The organism is Nereida ignava (genome assembly GCF_001049735.1).
In the GTDB taxonomy this organism is placed as follows: domain Bacteria; phylum Pseudomonadota; class Alphaproteobacteria; order Rhodobacterales; family Rhodobacteraceae; genus Nereida; species Nereida ignava.
The window spans coordinates 52,044-72,699 of sequence record NZ_CVPC01000011.1 but is presented as its reverse complement, the minus strand read 5'-3'; the positions used below and the strand labels follow the sequence as shown (position 1 = coordinate 72,699).

The 20,656-nt window shown below is 56.6% G+C and carries 20 protein-coding genes; 10 read left to right on the top strand and 10 right to left on the bottom strand.

Going from position 1 to position 20,656, the window contains the following annotated elements; translation table 11 throughout:
• Positions 1-3: 3 nt before the first annotated feature.
• Positions 4-687: a DUF2161 domain-containing phosphodiesterase gene (locus tag NIG5292_RS10215; RefSeq protein WP_177193438.1), complete on the bottom strand. Its 684-nt coding sequence runs from the start codon at positions 685-687 to the stop codon at positions 4-6.
• A 100-nt stretch (positions 688-787) separates the two neighbouring features.
• Between NIG5292_RS10215 and NIG5292_RS10210 the strand changes: the two genes are divergently transcribed.
• The 6 genes from NIG5292_RS10210 to NIG5292_RS10185 all read left to right on the top strand — a co-directional run bounded on the left by NIG5292_RS10210 (position 788) and on the right by NIG5292_RS10185 (position 5,817).
• A complete protein-coding gene (locus NIG5292_RS10210; RefSeq protein WP_048599438.1) occupies positions 788-1,708 on the top strand; it encodes a manganese-dependent inorganic pyrophosphatase in 921 nt (306 codons plus the stop codon).
• A 121-nt stretch (positions 1,709-1,829) separates the two neighbouring features.
• The gene (locus tag NIG5292_RS10205) at positions 1,830-2,702 is read left to right on the top strand and encodes a TIGR01459 family HAD-type hydrolase (protein ID WP_048599437.1); all 873 of its coding nucleotides are present in this window, start codon (positions 1,830-1,832) and stop codon (positions 2,700-2,702) included.
• 89 nt (positions 2,703-2,791) lie between these two features.
• A complete protein-coding gene (locus NIG5292_RS10200; protein ID WP_048599436.1) occupies positions 2,792-3,235 on the top strand; it encodes a MaoC family dehydratase in 444 nt (147 codons plus the stop codon).
• Between the two features lie 39 nt (positions 3,236-3,274).
• Entirely contained in the window at positions 3,275-4,213 is a 939-nt protein-coding gene (locus NIG5292_RS10195; protein WP_048599435.1) for a bifunctional riboflavin kinase/FAD synthetase, read from the top strand.
• Positions 4,206-4,643 carry a YcgN family cysteine cluster protein gene (locus NIG5292_RS10190; RefSeq protein WP_048599434.1) on the top strand — a complete coding sequence of 146 codons (438 nt, stop codon included), beginning with the start codon at positions 4,206-4,208 and terminating at the stop codon, positions 4,641-4,643. Before NIG5292_RS10195 ends, NIG5292_RS10190 begins: the two co-directional genes overlap by 8 nt.
• A gap of 118 nt (positions 4,644-4,761) precedes the next feature.
• Positions 4,762-5,817 carry a threonine aldolase family protein gene (locus NIG5292_RS10185; protein ID WP_048599433.1) on the top strand — a complete coding sequence of 352 codons (1,056 nt, stop codon included), beginning with the start codon at positions 4,762-4,764 and terminating at the stop codon, positions 5,815-5,817.
• Between the two features lie 120 nt (positions 5,818-5,937).
• On the opposite strand, the gene NIG5292_RS10180 is transcribed toward NIG5292_RS10185, so the two are convergent.
• Positions 5,938-6,537, bottom strand: coding sequence for a 2-hydroxychromene-2-carboxylate isomerase (locus NIG5292_RS10180; RefSeq protein ID WP_048599432.1), 600 nt, complete (start codon positions 6,535-6,537; stop codon positions 5,938-5,940).
• Between the two features lie 109 nt (positions 6,538-6,646).
• Between NIG5292_RS10180 and NIG5292_RS10175 the strand changes: the two genes are divergently transcribed.
• Entirely contained in the window at positions 6,647-7,663 is a 1,017-nt protein-coding gene (locus NIG5292_RS10175; protein WP_048599431.1) for a ribose-phosphate pyrophosphokinase, read from the top strand.
• 363 nt (positions 7,664-8,026) lie between these two features.
• Here the strand turns inward: NIG5292_RS10175 and NIG5292_RS10170 are convergent, their stop codons facing one another.
• The 7 genes from NIG5292_RS10170 to NIG5292_RS10140 all read right to left on the bottom strand — a co-directional run bounded on the left by NIG5292_RS10170 (position 8,027) and on the right by NIG5292_RS10140 (position 14,384).
• Positions 8,027-8,377 carry an H-type lectin domain-containing protein gene (locus NIG5292_RS10170; RefSeq protein WP_048599430.1) on the bottom strand — a complete coding sequence of 117 codons (351 nt, stop codon included), beginning with the start codon at positions 8,375-8,377 and terminating at the stop codon, positions 8,027-8,029.
• Positions 8,378-8,501: 124 nt separating this feature from the next.
• On the bottom strand, positions 8,502-8,909 hold the full coding sequence (locus NIG5292_RS10165; RefSeq protein ID WP_048599429.1) for a F0F1 ATP synthase subunit epsilon: 408 nt from the start codon (positions 8,907-8,909) through the stop codon (positions 8,502-8,504).
• A 3-nt stretch (positions 8,910-8,912) separates the two neighbouring features.
• A complete protein-coding gene (atpD, locus tag NIG5292_RS10160; RefSeq protein ID WP_048599428.1) occupies positions 8,913-10,337 on the bottom strand; it encodes a F0F1 ATP synthase subunit beta in 1,425 nt (474 codons plus the stop codon).
• An 18-nt stretch (positions 10,338-10,355) separates the two neighbouring features.
• Entirely contained in the window at positions 10,356-11,234 is an 879-nt protein-coding gene (locus tag NIG5292_RS10155; RefSeq protein ID WP_048599427.1) for a F0F1 ATP synthase subunit gamma, read from the bottom strand.
• A gap of 14 nt (positions 11,235-11,248) precedes the next feature.
• Complete coding sequence (gene atpA, locus NIG5292_RS10150; protein WP_048599426.1) at positions 11,249-12,784, bottom strand: F0F1 ATP synthase subunit alpha; 1,536 nt, start codon at positions 12,782-12,784, stop codon at positions 11,249-11,251.
• Entirely contained in the window at positions 12,785-13,342 is a 558-nt protein-coding gene (locus NIG5292_RS10145; protein WP_048599489.1) for a F0F1 ATP synthase subunit delta, read from the bottom strand. It lies immediately after the preceding gene.
• A gap of 295 nt (positions 13,343-13,637) precedes the next feature.
• Positions 13,638-14,384, bottom strand: a complete 747-nt coding sequence (locus NIG5292_RS10140) for a class I SAM-dependent methyltransferase (RefSeq protein WP_048599425.1) — start codon at positions 14,382-14,384, stop codon at positions 13,638-13,640.
• A 153-nt stretch (positions 14,385-14,537) separates the two neighbouring features.
• Here NIG5292_RS10140 and gloB point away from each other — a divergent pair, with 153 nt between their 5' ends.
• The 3 genes from gloB (at position 14,538) to NIG5292_RS10125 (ending at position 18,936) form a co-directional block, all read left to right on the top strand.
• Complete coding sequence (gene gloB / locus NIG5292_RS10135) at positions 14,538-15,311, top strand: hydroxyacylglutathione hydrolase (RefSeq protein WP_048599488.1); 774 nt, start codon at positions 14,538-14,540, stop codon at positions 15,309-15,311.
• A 247-nt stretch (positions 15,312-15,558) separates the two neighbouring features.
• Positions 15,559-17,880, top strand: a complete 2,322-nt coding sequence (clpA, locus tag NIG5292_RS10130) for an ATP-dependent Clp protease ATP-binding subunit ClpA (protein ID WP_048599424.1) — start codon at positions 15,559-15,561, stop codon at positions 17,878-17,880.
• 51 nt (positions 17,881-17,931) lie between these two features.
• Entirely contained in the window at positions 17,932-18,936 is a 1,005-nt protein-coding gene (locus NIG5292_RS10125) for a M23 family metallopeptidase (protein WP_048599487.1), read from the top strand.
• Between the two features lie 4 nt (positions 18,937-18,940).
• On the opposite strand, the gene NIG5292_RS10120 is transcribed toward NIG5292_RS10125, so the two are convergent.
• Positions 18,941-20,656: a peptidoglycan -binding protein gene (locus NIG5292_RS10120; RefSeq protein ID WP_048599423.1), complete on the bottom strand. Its 1,716-nt coding sequence runs from the start codon at positions 20,654-20,656 to the stop codon at positions 18,941-18,943.

Sequence of the window (20,656 nt, the reverse complement as noted above, 5' to 3'; positions counted from 1 at the left end):
GCCCTAACTTTCTATTGCCGCGCGGCCCGTATCGCTTAGGTCGTAAACACCGGTCGTCACTTTTTCGAACCACCCATAGTGGTTGTCGCGCATCATAGTTGTAGCGCGCGCCACTCCTGTCGCATTGCGCACATCTGTGCCACGGCTCGCCCCGTGATCCGCCAGATGCGCTGCAATTTTGATGGCGTCCTGCCGGTAAGCGGTCACCAAGCCCGCCCGCGTCGCCCCGCCTTTGCTGGGATCACCGCTGCGCTTGGCAAACTCCTTTAACAAAGCCGTCTTGCGCTTGGCATTTTTGCGCGGCGCGTAGGGCACCGGATCACAATGCACCTGCACCAACCCGTCCTCAAGACGCACGGTCATGATGCCAAGCCCGATCCTGCGCGCCAGCGTCACGTTCGCCTTCAGCCCCGCGCGCCAGCGTTTACCGCTTTGATAGGGCACTGCAACATACACAAGGTCGCTGACCGATAATCGCGCAACTCCTTGATGAAAAAGCGATAAAGAGAAGGCAGTTTTTAATTCCACAATCAACGGCTCACCGCTTTGCCCCTCACCGCCCAGCGCCAGAACATCCACTGCGCCAATCTCACCCTTCACCTCGTAGCCCTGCCCTTCAAGGAACGCTTTGACCGGCCCGTAAAGGTCCGTTTCCTTGATTTTCGCGGGGGTGCTGCTGGTGCTCATAACGCCGCATCCTAGCCATCGATGCGAGCGGGTGACAAGGCCATTGCTTGGGCCTATAACGCCCTCAAAAGCACTCCATTTTTAAAGGGTAGACCCTCCAATGACGACCTTGATTTTCGGCCACAAATCCCCCGACACAGACAGCACCGGCGCTCCGCTGATCTGGGAATGGTTCATCAACCACACCGGCGGTGATGCGCGCGCCGTTCTTCTGGGCGAGCCGAACACAGAGGCCGCATTTGTCCTAACCCGTTGGAATGCAAGCAAACCTCACATCGTCGACGCTTTTGAAGACGGTCAGGACTGCATCGTTGTGGACACCAACAACCCCGCCGAGTTGCCCGCCAACATCAACGCGCTCAACGTCACGGCGATCATCGATCACCACAAACTTGTGGGTGGTCTGGAAACCGCAGGCCCCATCGACATCACCATCCGCCCGCTGGCGTGCACTGCCACGATCATGCACGATCTGATGGGCGCACACGCCGCCGAAATGCCCGAGCAAATCAAAGGCCTTATGCTGTCATGTATCTTGTCTGACACGCTGGCGTTCCGCTCGCCGACAACCACACAGACAGACACGGATCTGGCCCGCGCTCTGGCCGCCGACCTGGGCCTTGACCTTGACGCCTACGCCGATGAAATGTTCGCCGCCAAATCAGACGTCAGCGCCTTTAGCGATGCCGAGTTGTTGCGCATGGACAGCAAGGAATACGCCGTGGACGGCACTAAATTCCGCGTGTCTGTTCTGGAAACCACAAAGCCCGCCATCGTGCTGGACCGCGCGGCGTCTTTGATGGACAGCATGACAACTGTGGCAAGCGAAGACGGTGTGGATCAGGTGCTGCTCTTTGTGGTCGACATCCTGAACGAAGAAGCCACCATGCTGGTGCCCAACGCGCTGACAAAATCTGTGGCAGAGGCATCATTCGGCGCAACAGTCACTGGTAACAGCGTGGTTCTGCCGGGCGTGATGAGCCGCAAAAAACAGATCATCCCGAACCTCAAGCTGGCTTAATCCCCCACCTTTGGCGCGCAGGGAGAAAACCTTGCGCGCCAGCACAGTTTTCCGCACCACACCTCGCTACCCGTCCCCTCCCCCGCCCCCTGCCACGGCCACACCGCCAGAAAGACATCCCATGTCCCAGATCGTTACGCAGTTGTCCGAAATTTCCGATCAGTATTCAGCGGTGTTTTGCGATCTCTGGGGCTGTGTGCACAACGGCATCACCCCTTTCCCCGAAGCCGTCGCCGCCCTTCAGGCGTTCAAGGCCCAAGGCGGCACGGTAATCATGGTCACCAACTCTCCGCGCCCGCGCGCCTCTGTGGCCGATCAACTTGATGGCATGGGCCTGCCGCGGGATTGTTGGGACGATATCGCCACGTCAGGCGACAGTGCCCGCGCCGCAATGTTCCGCGGTGTTGTTGGCGAAAAAGTCTATTTCATCGGCGAGGATCACGACCAGTCGTTCTTCAGACCGCTCAACGTCATCGACGCGCCCGTCACCATCACCCAAGTTCCGCTGGATCAAGCCGATGGCATCGTGTGCTGTGGCCCAATGGACCCCACAGCTGATCCATCCGTGATGCGCCCCGAATTTCTGTATGCCAAACAAAAAGGCATGAAGCTGCTTTGTGCCAACCCCGATATCGTGGTGGACCGCGGCGAACGGCGCGAGTGGTGCGCCGGTGCGCTGGCGGCTCTTTACACGGAAATGGGCGGCGAGAGCCTCTATTTCGGCAAACCGCACCCGCCCATCTATGATCTTGCGCGCCGCCGCCTTGCGGCCCTGCGCCCCAACGTGTCCGACAGCAGTATTCTGGCCATTGGCGATGGAATCATCACCGACGTTGCCGGTGCCATGGGCGAAGATCTTGACTGTTTGTTCATCAGCGGTGGCTTGGCCAAAGCCGAGACCAAAACAGACACCCAACCAGACGCGACCGCCCTTGAGGCCTATTTACAAGGCGAAATGGTCAATCCCAGCTACACCATCGGATACCTGCGATAAATTGCATATAAATTATTCTGCAGTTGCAAAGTAATTTTATTGCGTGTATTTATCTCGAATAGCGCAATTGTTACTTTGGGATACTCGCAATGTTGGATAACGCACCTCGCGGCACGATCTGTATCGAAGACATCGAAATCGGCATGAGCCGCAATCTGCGCAAGGTCATCACTGACCGCGATATTGAGATGTTCGCCGAAGTCTCAACGGATCATAATCCGGTCCACCTTGATGACGACTATGCCAACGACACCATTTTTGAGGGGCGCATTGCCCACGGGATGCTGACTGCGGGCCTTATCAGTGCGGTCATCGGCGAACAGCTTCCGGGCCACGGCACGGTCTATCTTGGCCAGACGCTTAAGTTTTTAGCCCCCGTTCGCCCGGGCGATATGGTGAACGCTGTGGTTACTGTGACCGACATGGACATCCCTAAACGCCGCGTCACCATGGAGACCCACTGCGAAATCAACGGCAAGAAAGTCCTCAAAGGCGAAGCCGTTGTAATGGCCCCAAGCCGCAAGTTCGACTAGCGCTTGCGCAGCGCGCGCACGGGCGCTACGCCTTGGCCCATGCGCATCATCCGAGACACTCATTTCATTGATCCCGACAACCGTGGTGGCGTGGCTGCCATTGGTAATTTCGACGGGGTGCACCTTGGCCACCAAGCGGTGATCGACATTGCCCGCGCCGAGGCCACACGCCGCGGCGTGCCCCTTGGGATCATGACGTTTGAGCCGCATCCGCGCAATTTCTTTGCCCCCGCCACGCCCGCGTTCCGCCTGATGAACGCCGAGGCCAAGGCAAACCGCTTGGATAAACTGGGGGTCGAACGTCTGTTCGAAGTGCCATTCAACAAAGCCTTGGCCGAGCTGGATGCGCGGGCTTTTGCACAGACGGTGATCTGCGATCAGCTTGGCCTTGATCATGTGGTCGTGGGGCAGGATTTTTGCTTTGGCAAAGGCCGCAGCGGCAACGCAGAAACCCTAAAGGCGTTTGGCGCAGAAATGGGTTTTGGCGTGACAATCGCACAGATGGTGGCACTTGATGCAGGCGAAGTTTCAAGTACCAACATCCGCGCCGCCCTTGCCGATGGCCGCCCGCGCGTGGCCGCCGAAATGTTGGGGCACTGGCACCGGATCGTGGGCGAGGTAATCCGCGGCGATCAGCGTGGCCGCGACCTTGGCTACCCCACTGCCAACATGTCCATCGACGGCCGTCACCCGCCCAAATTTGGGGTTTACGCGGTCAAGGCAGACGTTCTGAACGGGCCGCACGCGGGCAGCTACACAGGGGCGGCCAGCATCGGCGTGCGGCCCATGTTTGGCGAGAACGTGCCAAATTGCGAGACGTTCATTTTTGACTTTAAGGGTGATTTATACGGCGCGGAAATTTCCGTGGCCTTGGTGGATTTCTTGCGCCCCGAATTGAAGTTCGACAGCCTTGAGGCGTTGATCACCCAAATGGACGCGGATTGCGCCAAAGCCCGCGAAATTCTGGCCGATGTCTAAGCCGTTTTGGGAAAAGCCGCTGACCGCGCTCAGCCCCAAAGAATGGGAAGCGCTGTGTGACGGTTGCGGTAAATGCTGTCTGAACAAACTTGAAGACGAAGACACCGGCCAAGTGGTGACCACCCGCGTGGCGTGCCGCTTGCTTGACGGGGAAACCTGTCAATGCAGCCAGTATGACATCCGCCATCAGTTTGTGCCCGAATGCATCGTGCTGACGCCCAAAACCATCGCAGACCACATGTATTGGTTGCCGCGCACATGCGCCTATAAGCTGCGCGCCCAAGGGGCCCCGCTCTATGACTGGCACCCGCTTATCAGCGGCAGCGCGCAAACCGTGCATGACGCAGGCGTGTCCGTGCAGGGGTGGACCGTGCCTGAAAACGAGGTTCACGAGGACGAGTGGGAAGACCACATCATTGACCCCGAGTAGATTTGCCGCTCAGGTAGCGCTTAACGCAATATGTATGGCGGAGACGTAGCGGCCAAAGCGCGCCGCTTCACAAAACCGCCCCGCAACACCGCATCACAGCCAGAAAGGTAATGCTTTCATGTATTTCGCATCAGACAACTCAAGCGGCGCGCACCCCAAGATCATGGAAGCGGTCCAAAAGGCCAATGCCGATTACGCGATGCCCTATGGCTCGGACCCGATCATGGACGAAGTGCGCCAACAAATCCGCGACGTCTTTGAGGCCCCCGAGGCCGCCGTTTATTTGGTGGCCACCGGATCTGCGGCAAATGCGCTGGCGCTGGCGTGTATGTGCCAGCCGTGGCAGACCATTTTTGCCCACCGCGAGGCCCACATCGAAGTCGATGAATGCGGCGCGCCGATGTTTTACACAGGCGGTGCCAAGATTGAATTAATCGACGGGGATGACGCCAAACTCAGCCCCGCCGCGCTACACGCCGCCATCGAGAAAACCGGCCAACTTGGGGTGCACAACCCACAGCGCGGCCCCCTCAGCCTGACGAACCTCACCGAAGCGGGCGCGGCCTACACCCCCGCCGAAGTGCGCGCCCTTGCAGATGTGGCCCACAGCTTTGGCGTTGGGGTGCATATGGACGGCGCACGCTTTACCAACGCGCTTGTGGCCACGGGTGCGAGCGCGGCTGAAATGACGTGGAAAGCAGGCGTGGATGCGGTGTCTTTTGGTGGCACCAAGAACGGCTGTTTGGGCGTGGAAGCAGTTATCCTGTTTGATCCCAAAGTGGCGTGGGAATTCGAGTTGCGGCGCAAACGGGGGGGACATCTTTTCTCCAAACACCGCTATCTGAGCGCGCAAATGAACGCCTATCTGAAAGACGATCTGTGGCTTGAGATGGCACGTCACGCGAACGCCATGGGCAAGCGGCTAAGTGATGGTATTTTGCAAATTGAAGGTGGTGAATTGCTGCACCCCACGGACGCCAACCAAGTGTTTGCCCGCTGGCCGCGCAAGGGACACCAAAAGGCCCATGCGGCCGGTGCTGCATATTATTTCTGGCCCTTTGATCACGATCTTGCGGGCGACCCCGATGCGCTGTTGGGCGCGCGGGCTGTGGCGTCATGGTCCACCACCGAGCGCGACGTTGACACGTTTCTTGAGCTGATCAGCGGCGGCTAGCAGCAAGCAGATCGCAATCAGTCTTCTCAAACAAAAGCCCCCCGCCTGATATCCAAGGCGGGGGGCTTTCTTTATTAATTGGGCCGCCTTACGGGCGACCACGTCACAGCCGATGGCCGATCAGAGTTTGCCAGCAAGAAATGCGTCCAGATCATCAAGACGATCTTGGCCCCAGAAACGCTCGGTGCCGTCGACAATAAAGAACGGCGCGCCAAAGACGCCAGCTGCCACGCCTTCTTCGAGGTTGCGCGCGTATGTGTCGGCACTGTTCACCATGTCCGCTTCTGCCAGACCTGCGTCAAAGCCCGCTTCGGTCAGGCACGCAGCAATGACGTCTGTCTGCGAGATATCTTTTTCATCGGCCCAGCACGAGCGTGTCAGCGCGTGAACGAACGCACCAAGATCGCCGCCGCCTGCGTTTTGTGCTGCGATGATCGCATAGGAACTTGGCGCCATGTTTGTGGGCCAATGAGCAGGCTTAAGGTTCAGCGGCAGACCCGCCAGCTTGGCGCGTCGTGCCATGTCTTGCAGGCGGTATTCCTGACGGTTGATGTGGCGGTCTTTGGGCGGCGTGCCACCAGTGGCGCCGAAAAGACCCATGATATCAAGCGGCTTATATGTCAGCGTCGCACCATGTGCTTTTGCAATCTGCTCGACGCGGGTGCCGTTCATGTATGTGAAAGGAGAAATCGTCGCCAGATAGTAGTCAATATGAGCCATAGGATATCCTGTTGTTTGACGTATGAAACTATGCGCGACCGTAGTGACATGTTAGGAGGTGCGCAATGTCACGATTCTGTCATAAAGCTGCTCCACAGGACCAAACACCATGCCCAATATTACTGAACCCAAACTGATCTCGGGGAACGCCAACAAACCGCTGGCCAACGCGGTTGCGCGCCGCATGTCGATGCACCGCGGAATGAACGTAAAGCCCGTAGATGCACGGGTAGAACGCTTTAACGATGGTGAGGTTTTTGTAGAAGTTTTCGAGAACGTGCGCGGCGAGGATATGTTCATCCTGCAAAGCACGTCCCGTCCGGCCAATGACAACCTGATGGAACTGCTGATCATCGCCGACGCGCTGCGCCGTTCATCTGCGCAACGCATCACTGCCGTGATCCCCTACTTCGGCTATGCGCGCCAAGACCGCCGCATGAAAGCCCGCACGCCGATCTCGGCCAAGTTGGTTGCGAATATGCTGACCGGCGCGGGGATTGAGCGCATTCTGACCCTTGATCTGCACGCCACGCAAATTCAGGGCTTTTTCGATATTCCTGTGGACAACCTGTATGCCAGCCCTGTTTTTGCGCTGGACGTGAAATCGCAATTTGGCGATTTGAGCGACGTGATGGTGATCTCGCCTGACGTGGGCGGTGTATCCCGTGCGCGCGAGTTGGCAAAACGCATCGGCGCGCCCATGGCGATTGTGGACAAGCGCCGCGAGAAAGCCGGTGAAGTGGCTGAGATGACAGTGATCGGGGATGTGACGGGCAAACGCTGTATCATCGTGGACGACATCTGTGACACGGCGGGAACCTTGTGCAAAGCGGCCGAAGTGCTGCTTGAGCACGGCGCCACGGAAGTGCACAGCTATATCACCCACGGTGTGTTGAGCGGCCCTGCGATTGAGCGGGTCAGCAACTCGGTCATGAAATCTTTGGTGATCACGGATTCAATTCAGCCGACAGAAGCGGTTAAGAATTGCCCCAACATCCGGATCGTGCCAACAGCACCAATTTTCGCGCAGGCGATCCTGAACATCTGGAGCGGCACAAGCGTGAGTTCTTTGTTCGAAACCAACACCTTAGGCCCAATCTACGAAGGTCTATACTCAACGGACTAAGCCCAAAGACGCGGCGCACACACGTCGGTATTTTGGTAGCACAAGAAGCGCCCCAGCCAATTTGGCGGGGCGTTTTTTCATGTCTGGTGGTAGCTAAGTGCGAGATATCTGGCTCGCGTCTACGTTTGAAAAGCCGGAAATGATGGCGCCATCAAGGATGGTTTGGATAACGACCTTTGGCCCAATATGCCCGAGCGGGGGCTGTCTTCTTGGTCTGACCTCACACCCGCAAGGGTAAAGCGGCGTCAGGATCCGATCCGGTATGTGCTAGCGTCCTAAGGTATATCACGGGTCATCGGGGTGTTGCGCCAAATAATTTTGGGCGCACGGTAGGGTTAATAGGCGGGCAGCATACGGGAGGGGTTAATAAAGTTCCCAATCGTCGTCTTCGTGAAGCATGCCCATGGCGGTCCAGCCCACGCGGATACGGGCCACGCGCGTGTCGCCCCATGTTTGGAACACCACGTCAAAGCCACGTTCGGTTATATCATCAGCGCGTAGGTCCATGCGGGTGTTCGTGGCGTGATCCGTGTCCCACATGCTGAGGTTAACCAAGACACTTGGGGCTTTGCGGAAGGCCTCTGAGAACTCTACGCGGCGGCGCACGATACGGTCCCCCTTGCCCGTCCACATATCACCACCGGCCTGAAAATCAGAGAACAAGACAAGCTCGCCCTGTTCTATCCCAAGTGTATGGCTGTCGAGGCGTTTCATGGGCGGCTTTCGTTAACGGGTTCGGCTGGTCCGCCGAAAATACGGGCTATGGGTAAACAATAGGAAAACGAAAAAGGCCCCGCAACCGAATGCGAGGCCTTTGATCATTTTGTCGTCGGTATGATCAGCTTGCCGTGATGCCGATCTCGCCACCCATTGCAATGATGTCTGCCAGTGTTTTGGCAGCAGCATCAGTTGCATCCGGGCCAGCAGCGTCGCGGGCCGCAGTTGCGTCTGCAACCATGCCGTCGATGTCTGCTTGTGTGACGTCCTCACGCAAGATCGCACGTTCCGCCAGCACGGATGTGCCGTTGGGTGAAATCTCGGCGAAACCGCCAGTCACGAGGTATTGGCGCGTCCCTTCGGGACCCGTGGCTGTCAGAACACCGGGGCGCAGAGAGGTGATGGTTGAGGCGTGATCGGCCATAACCGTCATGTCCCCATCCGCACCTGGGATCTGGACCTCGGTCACACCGAACGACGCGAGGCGACGTTCGGGGCTGACCAGGTCGAATTGCATGGTGTCTGCCATATCTTAGGCCGCCTCTGCTGCCATTTTTTCGGCCTTTGCGATCACTTCGTCGATGCCGCCAACCATGTAGAAGGCGCCTTCTGGCAAGTGGTCGTATTCACCGGCAACAACCGCTTTGAACGACGAGATTGTGTCTTCGAGTGGCACCTGAACACCGGGTGAACCGGTGAACACTTCCGCAACGTCGAATGGCTGTGACAAGAAGCGCTCAATCTTACGGGCACGTGCAACAGTCAGTTTGTCGTCTTCGGAAAGCTCGTCCATGCCGAGAATCGCGATGATGTCTTGCAGCGCTTTGTAGCGTTGCAGGGTTTGCTGCACTTCGGCTGCAACCGCGTAGTGCTCTTCGCCTACAACAGCAGGGTCGAGGATACGTGATGTGGAGTCGAGTGGGTCAACCGCAGGATAGATGCCTTTTTCCGAGATCGCACGGTTAAGAACCGTAGTCGCGTCAAGGTGAGCAAATGACGTAGCCGGCGCAGGGTCGGTAAGGTCATCCGCAGGCACGTAAATCGCTTGCACAGACGTAATTGAGCCTGATTTTGTTGACGTAATGCGTTCCTGCATCTGACCCATGTCAGTTGCGAGTGTTGGCTGGTAGCCCACCGCGGAAGGAATACGGCCCAGAAGCGCAGACACCTCGGAACCCGCTTGTGTGAAGCGGAAGATGTTGTCGACGAAGAACAGAACATCTGTACCGGATTGGTCACGGAACTGCTCGGCCATTGTCAAACCTGACAGGGCAACACGCATACGCGCACCGGGAGGCTCGTTCATCTGACCGTAAACGAGGGCCACTTTGGACTTCGTCAGGTCGTCTGCGTTGATAACGCCGGATTCGATGAATTCGTAGTAAAGGTCGTTACCTTCACGTGTACGCTCGCCCACACCCGCAAACACGGAGTAGCCAGAGTGCACTTTCGCGATGTTGTTGATGAGCTCTTGGATGAGAACTGTTTTACCAACACCCGCACCACCGAACAGACCAATTTTACCACCCTTGGAGTATGGCGCCAGAAGGTCGATGACCTTGATGCCTGTCACAAGAATTTCCGACGCTGTTGACTGCTCGGAGAACTCGGGCGCCTCAGCGTGGATGGAACGTGTTTCAGAGGCACCAATTGGGCCTTTTTCGTCGATTGGCTCGCCTACAACGTTCATGATGCGGCCAAGTGTTGCATCGCCTACGGGCACAACAATGGACGCACCTGAGTCGGTAACGGCCTGGCCACGAACGAGGCCTTCTGTTGCGTCCATCGCGATGGTGCGCACTGTGTTTTCACCAAGGTGCTGAGCCACTTCGAGGACCAGCGTCTTGCCGTTGTTGTCTGTTTCCAGCGCGTTGAGGATCTGGGGAAGAGCGTCCTCAAACTGCACGTCGACAACGGCGCCAATCACCTGCGTGATTTTGCCTTTTGCATTTGCCATGTGTCTATTCTCCGGTTCTTAGAGCGCTTCCGCGCCCGAAATAATTTCGATCAATTCATTGGTAATCACAGCTTGGCGTGATCGGTTGAACTGAATGGTCAGTTTGTCGATCATCTCGCCGGCGTTGCGGGTTGCGTTGTCCATTGCGGACATCCGCGCACCTTGCTCTGACGCGCCATTTTCCAGCAAAGCGCTGAAAATAGCAGTTGCCACACCACGAGGCAGAAGGTCGGCCAAGATGGCTTCTTCTGAAGGTTCGTAGTCATAGAGCGTTGCATCGCCGCCCGCCTCATCCGCTGCATCAAAAGAAGCGGGGATGATTTGTTGCGCCGTAGGGATTTGTGTGACGACGTTTTGGAATTCCGCGAAGAAGATCGTTGCAACGTCAAACTCACCCGCGTCAAAGCGTGTCAGAATGTCTTGTGCAACACCTTGAGCATCGCCGTAGCCCACGCGTTTGACTTCAGACAAGTCAACGTGGCCCACGAAGTGATCACCCAAATCGCGTTTCAGAGCGTCACGCCCTTTTTTACCAACGGTCAGGATTTTAACGGTTTTGCCCTCAGCAACCAGCTTTTGTGCGTGACCGCGCGCCAGTTTTGAGATGTTGCCGTTAAATCCACCGCACAGGCCACGTTCAGCCGTCATCACCACCAGCAGGTGGGTTTGATCGCTTCCGGTGCCAGACAGCAGCTTGGGCGCACTATCAGAGCCACCCACGGATGCCGCGAGCCCTGCCATCACGGCGTTAAACCGTTCTGTGTAGGGGCGCGAGGCTTCGGCTGCTTCTTGGGCCCGCCGCAGTTTTGCGGCGGCCACCATTTGCATAGCCTTTGTGATCTTGCGGGTCGATTTGACCGACTCGATCCTGTTTTTAAGGTCCTTAAGACTTGGCATTGCCTTGTCTCTCCTTAAGCGAAGTCAGCGGCGTAAGCGTCGAGTGCGGCGCTGATTTTGTCCGCAGCTTCACCTTTGATTTTTGGATCTTCTTTTGTGATCCAATCCAGCAAGTCAGCTTTTTCGCTGCGCAGGTAAGCCAAAAGGCCTGCCTCGTAACGACCAACATCTTTGACAGCAACTTTATCGAGGTAGCCTTTGGTACCCGCGAAGATGACGCAGACGATTTCGGCGTTCGTCAAAGGTGCGTACTGTGGTTGCTTCATCAGCTCGGTCAGGCGTGCACCACGGTTCAGCAACTGCTGTGTGGCCGCATCCAGATCGGAACCGAACTGTGCGAAGGCTGCCATCTCACGGTACTGAGCAAGCTCGAGTTTAACCGGACCAGCAACTGATTTCATTGCGTTTGTTTGCGCAGATGAACCAACACGAGACACGGAAAGACCGGTGTTAACCGCAGGGCGGATACCTTGGAAGAACAAGTCTGTTTCAAGGAAGATTTGACCGTCGGTGATGGAAATCACGTTGGTTGGAATAAACGCAGAAACGTCACCACCTTGGGTTTCAATGATCGGCAGCGCCGTCAAAGAACCGGAACCGTTGTCTTCGTTCAATTTGCATGAACGCTCGAGCAGACGGGAGTGAAGGTAGAAAACGTCACCTGGGTACGCTTCACGTCCTGGTGGACGGCGAAGAAGAAGTGACATTTGACGGTATGACACAGCTTGCTTGGACAAATCATCATAGATGATCAGCGCGTGCTTGCCGTTGTCACGGAAGTATTCTGCCATCGCAGTCGCAGCATATGGTGCAAGGAACTGCATTGGAGCAGGCTCGGACGCAGTTGACGCAACAACGATAGAATATTCGATCGCACCAGTTTCTTCGAGCTTCTTAACAAGCTGAGCAACTGTTGAACGCTTTTGACCAACAGCAACGTAGATGCAGAAAAGCTTCTCGCTGTCGTCTTTTGCGGCGTCGTTGTAAACTTTTTGGTTCAGAACAGCGTCGAGAGCGACAGCTGTTTTACCTGTCTGACGGTCACCAATGATCAGCTCGCGCTGGCCACGGCCGATCGGGATCATCGCGTCCACGGATTTCAGACCAGTCGCCATTGGCTCGTGAACTGATTTACGTGGGATAATGCCAGGCGCTTTTACGTCCGCGACGCGGCGCTCAGAGCCTTTGATCGGGCCTTTGCCGTCAAGTGGATTGCCAAGCGCGTCAACAACGCGGCCAAGCAGTGCGTCACCAGCAGGCACGTCCACGATGGACTTTGTGCGCTTAACAGTGTCGCCTTCTTTAATGTCACGGTCAGAACCGAAGATAACAACACCAACGTTGTCTGCTTCAAGGTTCAGAGCCATCCCCATGATGTTACCTGGGAATTCAACCATCTCACCGGATTGAACGTTGTCCAGACCATAGACGCGGGCAATACCGTCACCTACGGAAAGAACACGGCCAACTTCGGCCACTTCTGCTTCTTGACCAAAGTTCTTGATCTGGTCCTTCAGGATCGCAGAGATTTCTGCAGCTTGGATACCCATTTATCCGACCTCTTTCATGGAGTTTTGGAGTGCATCGAGCTTGGATTTGACCGACGTGTCGATCATCTTCGAGCCCACTTTAACGACAAGACCGCCGATGAGGCTTTCATCAACGGTCGCATTGAGTGTGACAGTCTTACCAACGCTGGCTTTCAGCGTTTTCGCAAGTTTGTCCGCTTGGGTTTTTGTCAAAGCTTTCGCTGTAACAACCTCGGCGGTCACTTCGCCTTTGTCTTGCGCGATGATTTCGCGCAGGCGGGTCACCAATTGTGGCAACACGAACAAACGGCGCTTAGTGGCCATCAAGTTCAACGTGTTGGACACTGTTGGAGACAATTTCATTTTCTTGGCAAGGGCAACAATGGCGCCTGCCTGCTCTTCGCGGCTGATCATGGGCGAGGAGATAAGGTTGCTAAAGTCGTCTACCGCCAGCGCATCTGTCAGCGATGCAAGGTCGGTTTCGAGTGCTTTAACTTTCTTACCCTCTTTGGCAATTTCAAAAACTGCCGTGGCATAGCGGTCTGCAATACCCATTGAGATCGAAGCTGGTTCTGACACGTCCACCCTTCCGATGTCTTAGGCCGCCTATTCGGTGGAAGCTCCACACCCCAGGCAGCGATTGATGGCGCACCGTGTGGCACACCCAGAAATCAAGGGGGGGGATAGCAGAGCCTCTCACACCTCGCAACACCTCTCGGCGATCAATGAAAAACAAGCATATCTATATATTTCAATAACTTAGCCAAAGACGGCACCCCTGCGGCTAATGTTCGCGTTAACATTTTAGCGGATTTATCGGTGTTTTTGGGTAGTTCGGGCCAGAATTTGTCGGCATCCGACGCCGCAAAGTCGTTTATACGGGCTTCGGGACGGGTCGAGCGATTCCATCTAACGCCTTGAGGCGCGATTTCACTTTGTCTTTTGTGGCCGTGCCGCGCGGTGCATAAACCTGCTTTGAGACCTCCAACATGATCGCCCCGCCTGCCATGCCCACGGGCATCTGACTTCCGATGCGCTCAAACACGGGCGCTGTCTTGCGCCAGACCCGTTTTGCCGACGGTGGTTGGTAAAGAGTAGTCAGGTGACGCTCTGGCACAAAGCCGTGCTGTTTGACCTGCGCCTCAAGTTGACCAAGCGTGTAGGGACGCCCATAGCCGAACGGTGTGCGGTCACGGCGCGACCAAAGCCCCGCACGATTGGGCACCACCAAGATCATCCGCCCCCCCGGCCCCAACACGCGGTGCGCTTCTTGGAGCAATTCTGACGGACGTTCGGATGTTTCAAGCCCGTGCATCATTACCAGCTTATCGGCAACACCCGTATCCAAGGGCCAAGCCGTTTCGTCACACAGCACAGATACATTAGGCATGCCCGCAGGCCACGCCATCACCCCTTGCGGGCCGGGCATCAGGCCAATCACGCGGCGCGCATCCGCCAGATACGGACGCAACAAGGGCACCGCAAAACCAAAGCCCACAACAGTTTGACGTTCGGCCTCGGGCCACATTTGGAGCAGCTTGCCACGCACAGCGGCCTGCGCCGCGCGCCCCAACTGGCTGCGGTAATAAAAGGTTTTCAGATCAAGCACGTCTAAATGCATTGCAGCGCGGCCTCTGAAAGATACGTTAGACAGACCAGCGGCCCTGCCCTCACGAATAAGCTACCTGCGAGAGTTACAGATATTATGACCAAAAACCAGCCATCCAACGAAATCGCTTTTCATGTCACCACACGCGGCGCGTTGGAGGTTGTGATGATCCACACGCGGGTCGACCCAAGCGTGTTTCGCGTCAATGATAACTATGCGTTTTTGATCCATAATGCCGTCACCGGCAGCACCACGCTTATTGATGCGCCCGAAGCCGCGCCCATTATGACTGTCTTGAAAGACCGTGGGTGGGGGCTTGAGCATATTGTGATCACACACCACCACAACGATCATGTGGACGGGCTGGCCGAGCTGGTAGCCGCCTTTGGCAGTAAAGTAGTGGGCAACGCCGCTGATGCGCACCGCCTGCCACCCCTTGATATTGCCGTTAACGCGGGCGCAGAGATCATGTTGTCTGACACGCCGTGTCACATCATTGATGTCCCCGGTCACACGGTGGGGCACATCGCCATTCACGCACCGGACGCTGAATGCGTCTTTACTGCCGATAGCTTAATGACATTGGGCTGTGGACGTCTGTTTGAAGGAACGCCCGCGCAGATGTGGGACAGCATGCAACGCCTGCGCGCACTTCCAGATCACACATGGGTTTGTTCGGGCCATGAATATACGCAAGCCAATCTGGCTTTTGCCCTGACCATTGAGCCCGAAAACGAAGCGCTTCACGCCCTTGCCGAACGGGTAGGTGCAAAGCGTGCAAAGGGACTGCCCACCGTGCCATCACGTTTAAGTGAGGAAAAAGAGACCAACCCATATCTGCGCGCAGACTTGCAAGTCTTGGCCCGCGCCATAAATATGAGTGGAGCAGCAGCGGCGGACGTCTTTGCAGAAGTGCGCCAACGCAAAGATAACTTTTAACCACCCCACCCCGTTAACCCACTTGGTTTTTCGCGGAGCACTGCTTTGGGCTGTGCCCGGCTGACGAATTGCCCCCAAATCGTGCCGATTTCAGTAAATTTCGTGAAATCTAAGCAAAAAGTGAAAGAAACTCCTTGAAGGTTCGTAAAATCAAGCGAACTTTAACAGTATTAGGCCACGGCAAGATGTGGGTGCGCGTATTCCCGACGTATCCAGTCTGGCCCTAGAAGACCGAAAGGACACTAACGTGCCATCATTTTCGACCTCTCTTGAGCAAGCAATCCATCAGGCGCTGGCCACGGCCAACGCGAACAACCACGAGTTGGCCACCCTTGAGCACTTGTTGTTGGCACTTGTGGACGAGCCGGACGCCGCGAAGGTCATGAAAGCGTGCAGTGTGGACCTCGAAGCGCTGAGCAAAACGCTCACCGATTTTATTGACGACGACCTGTCGACCCTTGTCACAGACGTTGAAGGGTCCGAGGCCGTGCCGACAGCCGCGTTTCAGCGGGTGATCCAGCGCGCGGCGATCCATGTGCAATCATCGGGCCGCACCGAAGTGACAGGCGCCAATGTTTTGGTGGCGATTTTTGCAGAACGCGAAAGCAACGCAGCCTACTTCCTGCAGGCCCAGGACATGACACGCTACGACGCGGTGAACTTCATCGCACACGGTGTTGCAAAAGACCCCGCCTACGGCGAGGACCGCGGTCCCAAAGGCTCGACCGATTTGGAAGAAGAAGCCCAAGGCGTCACAGATGGCGACACCAAAGAAAGTGCGCTTGATAAATACTGCGTGGATTTAAACGTGAAGTCGCGCAAAGGCGATGTTGATCCGCTGATCGGACGCGCCCACGAAGTCGAGCGCTGCATTCAGGTGTTGTGCCGTCGCCGCAAGAACAACCCGCTGTTGGTGGGTGACCCGGGCGTTGGTAAAACGGCCATTGCAGAGGGCTTGGCCTATAAGATTGTCAGCGGTGAGACACCAGATGTGTTGTCGAACACGATTATCTATTCACTTGATATGGGCGCGCTGCTTGCGGGCACACGCTACCGTGGCGACTTTGAAGAGCGTCTGAAAGCCGTGATGAGCGAGCTGGAAGATCACGATGACGCAGTGCTGTTTATCGATGAGATCCACACAATTATCGGTGCGGGCGCGACCTCGGGCGGTGCGATGGATGCGTCAAACTTGCTGAAACCTGCGCTTGCAGGCGGCAAATTGCGCTGCATGGGATCAACGACCTATAAAGAATTCCGTCAGCACTTTGAAAAGGACCGCGCTTTGTCGCGCCGGTTCCAGAAAATCGATGTGAACGAGCCGAGCGTGGAAGATGCGATCAAAATCCTGAAGGGCATCAAGCCATACTTCGAGGATCACCACGCCATCAAATACACATCCGAGGCGATCAAATCAGCCGTGGAGCTGTCTGCGCGCTATATTAATGACCGCAAACTGCCCGATAAGGCGATTGATGTGATTGATGAAGCGGGTGCGGCACAGCACTTGTTGGCGGAAAGCAAAAAGCGCAAAACCATTGGCGCCAAAGAGATTGAGGCCGTTGTGGCCAAGATCGCGCGCATCCCGCCAAAGAACGTCAGCAAGGACGACGCAGAAGTGCTGAAAGATCTCGAGACATCGCTGAAACGCGTTGTCTTCGGCCAAGATCCCGCGATCGAGGCGCTTTCGTCGGCAATTAAACTGGCCCGTGCGGGTCTGCGCGAGCCTGAAAAGCCCATTGGTAACTATCTCTTTGCGGGTCCAACGGGCGTTGGTAAAACCGAAGTTGCACGCCAATTGGCAGATACCCTAGGTGTTGAGATGCTGCGCTTTGACATGTCTGAGTACATGGAGAAACACGCGATTTCCCGCCTTATCGGCGCGCCTCCAGGATACGTGGGCTTCGATCAGGGCGGCATGCTGACAGATGGCGTGGATCAGAACCCGCACTGCGTGTTGCTGCTTGATGAGATCGAAAAAGCGCACCCCGATGTGTTCAACATTTTGCTACAGGTCATGGATCACGGCAAATTGACTGACCATAACGGCCGCGCAACAGACTTCCGCAACGTGATCTTGATCATGACATCCAACGCGGGTGCGTCAGATCAGGCGCGCGCGCCTATGGGCTTTGGTCGTGATCGCCGCGAGGGTGAGGACACCGCAGCAATTGAACGGATGTTTACGCCTGAATTCCGCAACCGCCTTGACGCGGTAGTGGCCTTCGCGCCGCTTGGCAAAGAAGTGATTAGCCAAGTGGTTGAGAAGTTTGTGCTGCAACTTGAGGCACAGCTGATGGACCGCAACGTGACGATTGAGTTGACCTCCGCGGCGGCTGAATGGTTGGGCGACAAGGGCTATGATGAAAAGATGGGCGCGCGTCCGCTTGGCCGTGTGATCCAAGAGCACATCAAAAAGCCCCTCGCCGAGGAGTTGCTGTTTGGCAAGCTGCTGAAAGGCGGCGTCGTGAAAGTTGGCGTCAAGAAAGGCGAGTTGGACATTCGCATCGAAGAGCCCGCGAAAGCGCAGATTGGCAGTAAAAAGCCGCCTCTTCTGACCGCAGACTAAGCGCGCCACATTTGCGCACACGACCAGATTGAGGGCCACATGACGCCATCTATGATACGTTACCTGAAAGGGGCTGCCCACGCGGCCCCTTTCGTTTGCGCCGCATCACTTGCGTTAGCAAGCGACCCTGCAGGTGAGTTCATGATCGATTTACCGATCGCCTGCACCTTGGGTGAGGACTGTTATATCCAACAATTCGTTGACCGCGACCCAAGCGACGAAGTCATGGATTTCACCTGTGGCAGCCTGAGTTATGACACACACAAAGGTACGGATTTCGCACTGCCCACATTGCGCGATATGGCAGACGGCGTAGATGTTTTGGCCGCTGCACAGGGCCGTGTCCAAGGTGTGCGTGACGGGATGCCAGATCAGATTGCCACGGCAGAAAACAGCGCCGCGTTTGCGGACCGTGAATGCGGCAACGGCGTGGTTATTGAGCATCAAAACGGGTGGAGCACACAGTATTGTCACCTCAAACGTGGCTCACTTGCCGCGCGCGAAGGCGACGCCGTTGATGCAGGTACCGTCCTTGGGCAAGTCGGGCTAAGCGGCAACACGCAATTTCCACACCTGCATTTCTCGGTTCGCAAAGACGGGGAAGTTATTGATCCGTTTGATGCACAAACTGCAGACACACTCGACACGGCATGCACACAGACACCCACCAAAACCCTGTGGCGCGACGCCCCTACCTATGAACCCGCCGGTTTGATCAACGCGGGCTTTCTGGGCCGGTTACCCGACTATGACGCCGTCAAAGCGGGAAATGCCGCACAAACAGACTTCAGCATCACCCAAGAGGCTATCGTGCTTTGGGGGGTTGCTTTTGGGGTTAAGCGCGGCGATGTGATGGCCCTGAACATCACGGGCCCCGCAGGTGAAATCTTGGACCACACCACGCTGTTCAAACGCGCCCAAGCCCAAGCGATGCGCGCGGCGGGCAAACCGCTGCGCGGTGTTGGCTGGCCACGTGGCAGCTATGAAGGGACCGTGACCCTTACCCGCGCTGGCCGCGTCATTCAGAAAACCGTTACGCAAATGCGCGTCGAATAAACGGTTATTTTTCAGTGAGCTTCAGTTCAATCCGGCGGTTCTGCGCGCGCGCCGCATCTGTGTCAGCGGGGTTCACGGGCTGGTATTGTCCAAAGCCATTGGCCGCCAAGCGGTCCGGCGGCAGGCCCAGAAAGTTCACCATATAAAGCACCACGGACAAGGCGCGCGCTTGACTGAGTTCCCAGTTGTTGCGGAATTCACCCAGCCCAGAAAGCGGGATGTCATCTGTGTGCCCGTCGACGCGGATCACCCAATCAATCCCATCAGGGATGTCGCCTGCAATGTCGCGAAGGATGCGCGCAACTTTGGCGATCTCTGCCTCGCCGTCCGCTGACAAATCCGCTTGGCCTTGGGCAAACAGAACCTCGGACGAAAACACAAAACGGTCCCCTTCGATGCGCACGCCATCCTGACCGTCAAGAAGGTCGCGAAGCTGCGCAAAAAAGTCCGACCGGTATTTGGCAAGATCAACGGCCTCGGCCTCAAGACGCTTGCGTTCAGCCTCTTCAAGACGGCGGCGCTTGCGCTCCTCTGTGGCGGCGCGGGCGAGTGCTGCGTTCAGGTTTTGGCCCAACGTTTGAATCTGAATATCGGCCTGCGCATCGGCTTCAGCGGCCGCATCAAGAATACCCTGCAACGAAGAAAGCTGACTGCGCAGCTCACCAATTTGCTGGTTGAGTAGCGTAATTTTGCGCTGGTCTTCAGCAGACTGCGCCTCAAAAACTGAAAGCTCCTCGTTGGCTTCAGCTAAAAGAGCGGCACGTTGTTGTGCCTCCGTTAGACGAAGGGCTGCTTCGTTTTCAGCCGCAAGTTTGGCCGCCAAAAGTGCGCTTAGCTCTGCTTGCACAGACGCCGCATCCGCATCCACACGGTCCTGCAGCGCACCCAGTTCTGCGTCCGTTTGTTCCAGATCAAGCAAAGCTTGGGCCAAGCGCGCGTTCAGATCGTCGCGGGTCTCTTGGGTCGCGGCCAGTACTGTCAGGGTGTCTTCGGCCTCTTGGCGCTTAGCCTCAAGGGCTAATGTGGTTGCAGTTAACTCGTCTTGTGCCGCTTCAAGCCGTGCACGCAGCGCGGCTGCCGCCTGCGCATCTGCGATACGAGCGATTTCAGCATCGCTTAGTTCTTGCTGTGCATCCGTAAGGGCCTGTTCGGTCTGGCTGAGTAAAGCTGTCGTTTCGGTGTTTTCAGCGCGCAAATCGGCGATCAAAGCTTCGAGAGCTTCACGGCGCGCAGCGGCCAAACGGGCGGCCTGCTCACCTGCGCTGATTTCGTCACGCGCCGCAGCCAATGCCAGATCAAGCGCCTCTTTGTCTGACAGAATTTGCGCGTTTTCGCCCTGAAGTGCGGTAATTTGGGCCTGTGTCTGGGACTGCTGCACCAAAAGGGCGGCAACTTGGGCCTCAAAATCACGGATGCGCGCATCGCGGGCGTCGATGTCATCTTCGGCTTGGGAAAGCGTAGCGCGTAAACTACCCAACTCAACACGCAGATCATCGCGCTGACTGGTCGCCAGACCCAAAGCCGCCGACAGCGCGCCAACTTCTGCACCCAATTCATTGAGTTCGTTTTCTTGGCCTGTAATCGTTTCGCGCAGGACCGCTTGGACCACCATGAAAATGGTTAGCACGAACATCAAGACAAGCAGCAGCGCCGTCATCGCATCAACGAACCCCGGCCAGATCGAGGCTTGGATGCCGTTTCTGCGTTGCGCCAGCGCCAT